The sequence below is a fragment of the Anaerotignum lactatifermentans DSM 14214 genome, from assembly GCF_900142265.1.
Lineage (GTDB): Bacteria > Bacillota > Clostridia > Lachnospirales > Anaerotignaceae > Anaerotignum > Anaerotignum lactatifermentans.
Genome location: NZ_FRAH01000102.1, coordinates 1 through 8911, shown reverse-complemented (window position 1 = coordinate 8911; position 8911 = coordinate 1). Strand labels below are relative to the sequence as shown.

The window sequence follows — 8911 nt, the reverse complement described above, 5'->3', positions numbered from 1 at the left end:
CAGCATTGCTGAAAGCCCTGTATCTGGCTACCTTTGAAGCCACAAAAAAATGGACAACCACCATCCGGAACTGGGGTCAGGTCTACGGAGAATTAAGTATTATGTATGAAGGACGGCTTCCAGAATAAAAAGAACAGATTGGTTAAAACAGGCGGAAAAGCCGCCTGTTATTGACATGCCATCTTTTGGATGGTATATATAAAACAAAGGTGGAGTGCTTCATTTCAAAGCATTCCACCCAGTCTTATCATAGAAGAATCTTATTTACAGACTTTTCTTCATACCCTCTTTCAAAGCATTCCACCCAGTCTTATCATAGAAGAATCTTATTTACAGACTTTTCTTCATACCCTCCTTTTTTCATTTGTAACAGGATTTCCTCCCATCACTTTATTTCACACTTTCCGGTTCTTCCAATACCAAAGTATAATCATCGACAATCCAATAATAAGGGTCATACAGTTCCAGTGTCACTGTTTCATTGGCACTGCTTACCAATGTATAAAAGTGGAATTTGCCATTCTCGTCTGGATAAATCTGTTTGGGATGTCCATCCAGACTGCCTTTTACTTCCATGAACACACCGTAAAGCTGACGTTTGCCTTCATCCGGCGTAATGGTGTAGGTGATTTCCAGCTCTTTTGCTTCCGCAACAATTTCTTCTCCGGCTGCATTTTGTCCAGATAGCTCGATTCTTTCTCCTTTCACCTTTTCAAATGTGACTGTACCATAAGGGAATTCCACTGTCTGGTCAAGGACGCGAATGGATTCCGGCATAGGGATTTCTACGGTTTCCCGTTCTTTGCCCACACCTGTCAAAGGCGATCTATGGAATGTGATAGGAAAATCTTCTGCCGTGCCTTCCAGCAGCATCCGTCTGCCGTTTTCCACTTCCTCCTGCCCTTTGTATTGCAGTCTTTCGCCGTCTTTGTTTGTCACATAAAGCATGTCTTGATATTTTTCCTGTGTGATGCTGTCAAGTGTTCTGCATCCATACGGCAGAGGTGTCAGACGGAACGTAAAATAATCGTCAAAATCAGGAAGTCTTTCATCCGTCAGGATATAATATTCTAACAAGATACCCTGATCTGTTACATCAGCTTTTGCCGTGATGGTAATGTCATTTTGCGTTTGGCTTGCACCAATGTTTTCCGGCTGTTCTTTGCCTGTGTTAGCCGTCAGTCGGAAAGAAAGAGTATTTTCCAGTCCGGCAATATGTACTGTATAAGTTTGTTCGACATTTTTCACATATCTTTGATAATCTCTCCGATATCGTGTAATCATATAGGTATCATTTTCATCCTCTGTCAATACCCCTTTACTAGGTGCAGTCATTTCATGTTCTTCCCCATCATACTCCATGGTGAGTGCATACATTTCTTCTAATTTGTCATATTTATCCGGAGAGTCATCTTCATATTCTTCCTGTGTCAATTCCAGCAAAGTTCCTGTCATTACCACTTCCATATGGACTGCGTGGTTTTCTGCATAAACATTTTTCAGCTGTACATAAATATCATTTTCCGTAAATTCCCCATGGATGATTTCCGCTTCATAATAAACATTTTCTTCTTCGTCCACATACATGCCTGCACCCGGCAGATAATGGAACAACCGCTCAAAAGCCGCCTGGATAGGTTCTCTGCCCACAATGCCCAACACTGCCACCAGACAGATCGCTGCCACTGCAATCTGTTTCCGGCTAAAACGTTTTTGTTCTTTTTTCATTTTTTTCAGTGTCTGTTTTTCAATTCTTTTTTTGGTAACTTCATCCACTTCCGGTAATGTTTCCGGCAAATATTCCGCCAATTCTTTTTCTTCCAGCTGATCCAGCATTTCTTCCCAATCACCCTTCATGACAGACACCTCCTTCCAAGATGGCTTTTACCTTCGCCAAACTGCGCCGTATTTTCTGGTTTACGGTATTTTCCTGTAAGCCATAGACTTCGGCAATCATTTTTGACGGATACCCGAAGTAATATTTCAGAAGCAATATTTTGCCGTCCGGGTCCCCCAACGCCCGCACTGCATCCAGCAAAATCTGACGGTCTTCCTGTTGTTCCAGCGTATCTGCCGCCGTGATTTCTTCCTGCAAAGGCAAGGTTTCTTTCCCTGCCAGCTTTCGCCAACGGTCAACGGCCTTTCTGCGAGAAAGGACTGCCAAAAATCCCTTGATGCTGCCCCGTTCCAAATCAATGGCTGTATATTGATGGTAAAATGCCAGAAACACATCACTGACACATTCTTCGATTTCTTCAGCGGAAAAATCCGCCAGTTTCTGTTTCACAATGTAGTAACATAGACCCGTATATTCTTTCATGACCAGACGCATGCCATTTTCTGGATTTTTCTGCAAAACTTGCAGCAGTTCCCTGTCATCCATGACCGTCCCCCCTTTTTTCAAATTGTAAATGATTCTATATGTAATTGAATCCCTTCTTATTATACTATTCGTTTGCAGACAAGGAAAAGTGACAAAAATTTCATTTTTTCTATTTAAAAAAAGCGCCGCATTCTTCCATTTTTTGAAGAATACAGCGCCTTCATATCCTCTATTTGGTTTCGTTTGGTGCTTCTATTACCAACGTGTAATCATCTACAATCCAATAATAAGGGTCGTACAGTTCCAGTGTGATTTCTTTTGTTTCTGCGGAAATTTTCGCAGGAAAATGATAAGTTCCATCTTCTTCCGGGAAAATGGTCAATTCATTTGCTTCTTTCTGAACCGCTTCCTGCACCTGCATGAAAACACCATACATCTTCCGCTTTCCTTCTTTTGGCTGGATGCGGTAAATGATTTCCAGTTCTTTGATTCCGTTCTCATTTCCAGGCTTCGTCTGAATCTGTTCCAATGTCACCGTACCATAGGGAAAATCTATGGTCTTTGCCAATTCCTCGCTGGTTTCTGGCACAGGGATTTCTATTGTTCCTCTTTCCTCCCCAACCCCTGTGAAAGCCGCCTGATAAAACGTCAAAGGAAAATCTTCCGCAGTCCCTTCATAAAGAATCCGTTTCCCATTTTCCAGATTATCATGAAAATAAAGCCCTTTGGGATACAGCATTTCTCCATTTCGATTCATCACATATCTCCACTGATATAATTCAGCCTCAGGAACATCGTTCCATTGAAAATACTCATATGGAAGGGAAATGGCAATAAAGCGATGTGTCTGATCTGTTTCTGCCAGAATTTCTTCACTCAAAACATAATATTCAAACCAGATGCCTTCTTCCGTCACTTCCGCTCCTGCGGTGACCGTAATGCCATTTTTTGTCTGACTGGCACCGATATTTTCCGGCTGTTCTTTTCCAGTATTGGCGGTCAAACGGAAGGAAAGGGCGTTTTCAAATCCCGCGATATGCAAAACATAGGTCTGTTCCGCATTTTTCACATATCGCTGGTAATCTCTTCTATACCGGGTAATAACATAGGTATTATCCTTATCCTCTACTAAAGCACCTTTGTTACCATGGGTAAGTTTATCCTGTTTTCCATCATATTCTATAGTAACTGCGTACATTTCCTCCAGTTGCTCATATTTATCTTTGGAATCTGGCTCATACGCCTCTTGTGTCAGTTCCAATAAATCCCCCGTCATTTCCACTTCCATATTGACTGTGTGATTTTCCGCATACACATTCTTCAGCCGCACATGAATATCATTTTCCGTGAATTCTCCATTGATGATTTCCGCTTCGTAAAGGGTATTCCCTTCTTCATCCACATACATACCAGCCCCCGGCAGATAATAAAACAGCCGCTCAAAAGCCGCCTGGATCGGTTCTCTGCCGGCAATGCCCAATACAGCTACCAGACAAATCAGGACTGCCACAATCTGTTTCCTGCTGAAACGATTGCGTTCTTCTCTGATTTTCTGTAATGTACGTTTTTCAATTCTTTTTCGGGTAACTTCATCCATTTCCGGCAATGTTTCCGGCAAAAATTCAATCAAGTCTTTTTCTTCCAGTCGATCCAGCATTTCTTCCCAATCATACTTCATGGCAGTCACCTCCTTCCAGAATCGCTTTCACCTTTGCCAGACTGCGCCGCACTTTCTGATCTACAGTATTTTCTTTCAATCCAAATATCTCCGCAATCTTTTTTGTGGGATAACCGAAATAATATTTCAATATAACAATTTTTGCATCGGGGTCCCCCAACGCCAACACCGCATCCAACAATATTTTTCGCTCCTCCTGCTGTTCCAATGAATCGCTTGTTGTGATTGCTTCCTGTAAAGGTAATGTTTCTTTTCCTGCCAATCTTCGCCAACGATCAATAGCTTTTCTGCGGGAAAGCACCGAAAGAAATCCTTTGATGCTGCCACGCTCCAAATCTATAGCTGTATACTGATGATAAAATGCCAGAAATACGTCACTGACACATTCTTCTACTTCCTCCTGCGAAAAATCTGATAATTTTTGTTTTACGATGTAATAACATAAAGCTGCATATTGTTTCATCACCAAACTTATACCATGTTCAGGGTTTTGCTGCATCACCCTGAGCAGTTCTTTATCCTCCATCATCTTTCCCCCTTTTTCCTGTATGATAATATTTTCCCTCCATTTCTTGCAAAATCCTGCTACACTCTACTATTCGCAGAGAAAATAAAAATTCTGACAGCAAATTTTATTTTTTTCATTTTACAGGCAAAAGAAAAGCCGGAAGCAGTTGCTTCCGACTTTTCCAATGACTTAATACACGAAAAAAAAGTTAATGTTCCGTTTTTTCGCCTCTTGTTCATTCCTTCTAGAAATTTCCGCAGGCATCGCTAACCATCCATTCAAATAAAGGACAATATCCCCCGAACACATGGAACGGAAATAATCCAAAATTTCCAGAAACATTTCTGTAGAGAGGATATCCGTATAAACAGTAACCCGCGCAGACAAATCTTCCTCATTTTCTTTTCTTCGTTCTATACCATAAACCATCCAAGCATACTTTCCTTCTGCGGGTCCTCGCAAAACCCATGGTTTCTGTGGATTTTCCCGGCAAATCATACAGAAATATGAACCATCTTGCAAATAATAACGGATTTTTTCGCCATTTTCTTTGTCAAAGACCGAATAACCAAAAAGGCTTTCCCCTTTATCCCATGTAATCTTTCCAACAGATGCCTTATCCCGTTCCCAAAACCGATGCAGTTCGGATGGCAAATCCATGGCTTCTGTTTCCGAAAGAGGTTCCATCTCCAGTTGTTCCCCATCATAAAAGGATGTCATGCTTCTTTCGGAATGTTTTCTTTTAACACAAATGAGCCCATTGGTTTCATCATAGGTAAACCGTTTGCTATATCGATAATCGCCTTTGGCAAACCTGCCTATGCTATTCCAATATCTTTCATAGCGCCAAAACAATCGCCCATTGGTGTCGTAAAAATTTACGATAAATCCATCTCCAAATTCTTTTTTCTCTGTGTTTTTCAGTACTTTCCATACCCCAAACTCATTTTTTCGTTTATTCCAATCAGACTTTGTCATCGTGCGTTTTCTGCTCATCTCTTCCCCCAACTTTCTCGTCTATTACTCTAAAAAATGAACCATACCTGCGGAAATATGAACGGTTTTTGTGGATGCGTCCCAATCAATTTTACCATTTTCCCACAACATGATCATATCTCGCAGAGGCAGGAATACACGTCCATCTTTAATTTCCAATGGTGTATTCAGTATAAGTTTATCACCATTTCTCAGGGCTTCTTTTTCTCCAGCAGTCAAGCGATAGGTTGTCATGCCACACAAAATCAAAGCTGTTTTTGACTGCCCATCCCAAACCACTTTTTTCTGTACTTCTTCCGGCAGATTTTCCACCAAGGCACGCATAGGAAGCATGGTATATCCTGCGTCATTGATGTATGCAGGTACATCCAGTGGATAGGATTTTCCATTGACTTGCATAGTATCCGCACCAATGGTCACATCTATGGTACAAGGAATCGTTTCCATCTGATTTTTGTAATTGACACTGTGATACAATGAAATCAAATCCTGTACCAATAATTGATCTTCGCTTTCAGCAAAAAGATTATCGGCATACTGGCTTTCCCCTAAAGCCACCAGAGAAATACTTTTACCATCTTTTCTTTCTCCATCATATACCACGTTCAAGTCTAACAAATCCTTTGTCAAAGGCACTGTAAAAATCTGCTGTTCATTAGGGTTTAGAATCTGCTTTAGATCATTGTTTTCCCATTCTTCCAGAGAGCCAGGTAAAAAACCTGCTTTTCCATCAGAAAGCCAGTCCTCTGTATCTACCATTGCCAAATACAGATTTTTTCCCTGGGCATTTTCAGGCAGTGCAAATGTAACATCTGCACATAAAATACTGCGGTCAAGCGTCTGATACATTTCTTTCTCTGCCGATACTGTGCCACTCCCGTAAGCCGATTCCCATTTGCCATTCTGCGCCGGATTACTTGCCCCAAAAGCCGTCACAGAAAACACCATAACCGCCGCAAGCGTCAAAGCCATACATCTTTTTTTCATCATCTACTCCACCTTTCTTTGAAACTTTCCCTTGCTATTGATTTTTGAACGGATTAAGTGCAAACAATGAGCTGCAATACATCATCTTGTTCTATGATCTCAGATTCATCGCTCCACATTAATTTCATCATATCTAGTGGCAAATAAATGCGCCCACCTACAATTTCAGGTGTTGTCATAAAATAAAATCTTTCTCCGTTGACAGAAACATAGTTTTGTCCAACTGTAAAGATATATTCTTTTTCATTTCTGAAAATATGAAACGTTTTATCCGCACGATTCCATTGCCATTCTATCCCCAAATATTGGGGATATTCCTCCACCCAAAAACGACCAGGTATCATATATGTTCCATTTTCCTGACGATATGCAAACATTTTTTGCATTAAAACATCACTTTTTTCCACATATTCCTTTTCTTTAATATTCCATGAAGATACATGCCATATGGCATTTGGTGTGTTCTCCGGTATAATTTTCAAAAATGGAAAAGTTTCTGCATCGTTCATATCTTGATTTTCCGATACATGCAAAACCAAATCTGTTTTTTCAACGATACCTGCCCTGGGAAGTGACCAGTCCATTGTGATATTGGTCTGCATATTTGTTCCCGTTACAGCAAAGGAATTATCTGATAAACTTTCTATTTCTCCGCCTTTTACGCTGTAAATTTCCAAAAAGGATTCTCCATCTGCAGTCATTGACGGATCGCTCGGCGATTCCAGAGCAAAATAAAGCGTTTCTTCTTCTGTACCTAAAGGCCAGCGAATAATCAATTCTCCTTGCGGAAGACAGCGAAACCCTATTTTATGGTACTCACTCATATACATAATTCGCGTTTTTTCTTCTTGATCCCCAATACTGATTTCATCTTTCACGCCTGCGCCACTTCTCCCTAAAGCAACGGATGGAAATATAAACGAAGCTACAAGCGACATTAACAAGACTTTTTTCATAAACACACCCCCGATTTCTAATGATATTCTAACAAAGAATCTATGCTTATTCCATTACAGGGCTGTAACAAATCTTTCAATATTCTTAAAAGAAACAAAAAAGAGCCTTTTCGGCTCAAAGATATAAAAAAAGAGTCTGTATATCAGACTCTTTTTAGCTAGGGTAGCAGGATTCGAACCTGCGAATGACGGAATCAGAATCCGTTGCCTTACCGCTTGGCGATACCCCATTATGAAATTTTTTAGAGAGTTTTCTTCTCTCGAAACTAGGGTAGCAGGATTCGAACCTGCGAATGACGGAATCAGAATCCGTTGCCTTACCGCTTGGCGATACCCCATTATATAAAGCTATTTCGGTTTTTTTTTTTGGAACCTAGGGTAGCAGGATTCGAACCTGCGAATGACGGAATCAGAATCCGTTGCCTTACCGCTTGGCGATACCCCATTATATAAAGCTATTTCGCTTTCTTTTTTTGAGACCTGGGCTAGCTGGATTCGAACCAGCGAATGCAGGAGTCAAAGTCCTGTGCCTTACCGCTTGGCGATAGCCCATCATACGATAATTGCAGGATACGAAATAGAAAGCGCGAGACGAGATTCGAACTCGCGACCCTCGCCTTGGCAAGGCGATGCTCTACCACTGAGCCACTCGCGCACATCCTATATGCAGCCGAGGGGACTTGAACCCCTACCCAGAATCTGGACTAGATCCTTAGTCTAGCGCGTATGCCAATTCCGCCACGGCTGCGCAAAATAAGAAATGAGTCACTCGGGACTCGAACCCGAGACACCTGGATTAAAAGTCCAGTGCTCTACCAACTGAGCTAGTGACCCATAAAAAAGGGTGGATAGTGGGATTCGAACCCACGACCTCCAGAGCCACAATCTGGCGCGCTAACCAACTGTGCCATACCCACCATATTATAAAACTCGGGGTGACAGGATTCGAACCTGCGACCTCCTGATCCCAAATCAGGCGCGCTAGCCAAGCTGCGCCACACCCCGTAATTGAAAATTGGATTCCGGCGACCATCTACTCTCCCAGGCAGCTTCCCACCAAGTACCATCGACCGCTTAGGTCTTAACCGTCGTGTTCGGAATGGGAACGGGTGTGTCCCCTAAGCGCATCATCACCGGAAATTTTCAATTTATGAGGTCAGCGGACTCGACCGCCTTCCTGTAAAGGTTATGCACCTTCAAAACCGAATACAATCAAACTTTCATCATAAAATCTTTATTAGGTCAAGCCCTCGATCTATTAGTATTGGTCAGCTGAACACGTTACCGTGCTTACACCTCCAACCTATCTACCTCATTATCTTTAAGGGATCTTACTTCCGAAGAATGGGAAATCTTATCTTGAGGGCGGCTTCACGCTTAGATGCCTTCAGCGTTTATCCGTTCCATACATAGCTACCCGGCTGTGCAGTTGGTCTGCAACCGGTACACCAGAGGTACGTCCA

General features: G+C 41.9%; 7 protein-coding genes, 9 tRNA genes, 2 rRNA genes and 1 pseudogene. 1 reads left to right on the top strand and 18 read right to left on the bottom strand.

The window, feature by feature from the left end; all coding sequences use genetic code 11:
* Positions 1 to 128, top strand: a pseudogene (locus tag BUB35_RS20185) (IS256 family transposase); the annotation flags it as partial.
* 262 nt (positions 129 to 390) lie between these two features.
* Here the strand turns inward: BUB35_RS20185 and BUB35_RS16920 are convergent.
* The 18 genes from BUB35_RS16920 to BUB35_RS16835 form a co-directional block, all read right to left on the bottom strand.
* Positions 391 to 1857: a hypothetical protein gene (locus BUB35_RS16920; RefSeq protein WP_072853683.1), complete on the bottom strand. Its 1467-nt coding sequence runs from the start codon at positions 1855 to 1857 to the stop codon at positions 391 to 393.
* On the bottom strand, positions 1847 to 2383 hold the full coding sequence (locus BUB35_RS16915) for an RNA polymerase sigma factor (RefSeq protein ID WP_072853681.1): 537 nt from the start codon (positions 2381 to 2383) through the stop codon (positions 1847 to 1849). The genes BUB35_RS16920 and BUB35_RS16915 overlap by 11 nt, the downstream gene beginning before the upstream one ends.
* A 169-nt stretch (positions 2384 to 2552) precedes the next feature.
* A complete protein-coding gene (locus BUB35_RS16910) occupies positions 2553 to 4001 on the bottom strand; it encodes a hypothetical protein (protein ID WP_072853679.1) in 1449 nt (482 codons plus the stop codon).
* Positions 3991 to 4527 carry an RNA polymerase sigma factor gene (locus BUB35_RS16905; RefSeq protein WP_159432910.1) on the bottom strand — a complete coding sequence of 179 codons (537 nt, stop codon included), beginning with the start codon at positions 4525 to 4527 and terminating at the stop codon, positions 3991 to 3993. Before BUB35_RS16905 ends, BUB35_RS16910 begins: the two co-directional genes overlap by 11 nt.
* A 171-nt stretch (positions 4528 to 4698) precedes the next feature.
* Positions 4699 to 5505 (bottom strand): hypothetical protein, encoded by an 807-nt coding sequence (locus BUB35_RS16900; protein WP_072853674.1) that lies wholly within the window; start codon positions 5503 to 5505, stop codon positions 4699 to 4701.
* 24 nt (positions 5506 to 5529) lie between these two features.
* On the bottom strand, positions 5530 to 6495 hold the full coding sequence (locus BUB35_RS16895; RefSeq protein ID WP_084730762.1) for a copper amine oxidase N-terminal domain-containing protein: 966 nt from the start codon (positions 6493 to 6495) through the stop codon (positions 5530 to 5532).
* Between the two features lie 50 nt (positions 6496 to 6545).
* Complete coding sequence (locus BUB35_RS16890) at positions 6546 to 7448, bottom strand: copper amine oxidase N-terminal domain-containing protein (RefSeq protein ID WP_084730761.1); 903 nt, start codon at positions 7446 to 7448, stop codon at positions 6546 to 6548.
* 158 nt (positions 7449 to 7606) lie between these two features.
* Positions 7607 to 7678: transfer RNA gene (locus tag BUB35_RS16885), tRNA-Gln, on the bottom strand.
* 36 nt (positions 7679 to 7714) lie between these two features.
* Positions 7715 to 7786 (bottom strand) — tRNA-Gln (locus BUB35_RS16880).
* A 35-nt stretch (positions 7787 to 7821) separates the two neighbouring features.
* Positions 7822 to 7893: transfer RNA gene (locus BUB35_RS16875), tRNA-Gln, on the bottom strand.
* Positions 7894 to 7928: 35 nt separating this feature from the next.
* A tRNA-Gln gene (locus tag BUB35_RS16870) sits at positions 7929 to 8000 on the bottom strand.
* A 31-nt stretch (positions 8001 to 8031) separates the two neighbouring features.
* A tRNA-Gly gene (locus BUB35_RS16865) sits at positions 8032 to 8103 on the bottom strand.
* 10 nt (positions 8104 to 8113) lie between these two features.
* Positions 8114 to 8196: transfer RNA gene (locus BUB35_RS16860), tRNA-Leu, on the bottom strand.
* Positions 8197 to 8209: 13 nt separating this feature from the next.
* Positions 8210 to 8282 (bottom strand) — tRNA-Lys (locus tag BUB35_RS16855).
* Between the two features lie 9 nt (positions 8283 to 8291).
* Positions 8292 to 8365 (bottom strand) — tRNA-His (locus tag BUB35_RS16850).
* Positions 8366 to 8378: 13 nt separating this feature from the next.
* A tRNA-Pro gene (locus tag BUB35_RS16845) sits at positions 8379 to 8453 on the bottom strand.
* A 15-nt stretch (positions 8454 to 8468) separates the two neighbouring features.
* Positions 8469 to 8586 (bottom strand): 5S ribosomal RNA (rrf, locus tag BUB35_RS16840).
* Positions 8587 to 8686: 100 nt separating this feature from the next.
* Positions 8687 to 8911: ribosomal RNA gene (locus BUB35_RS16835) — 23S ribosomal RNA — on the bottom strand; the annotation flags it as partial.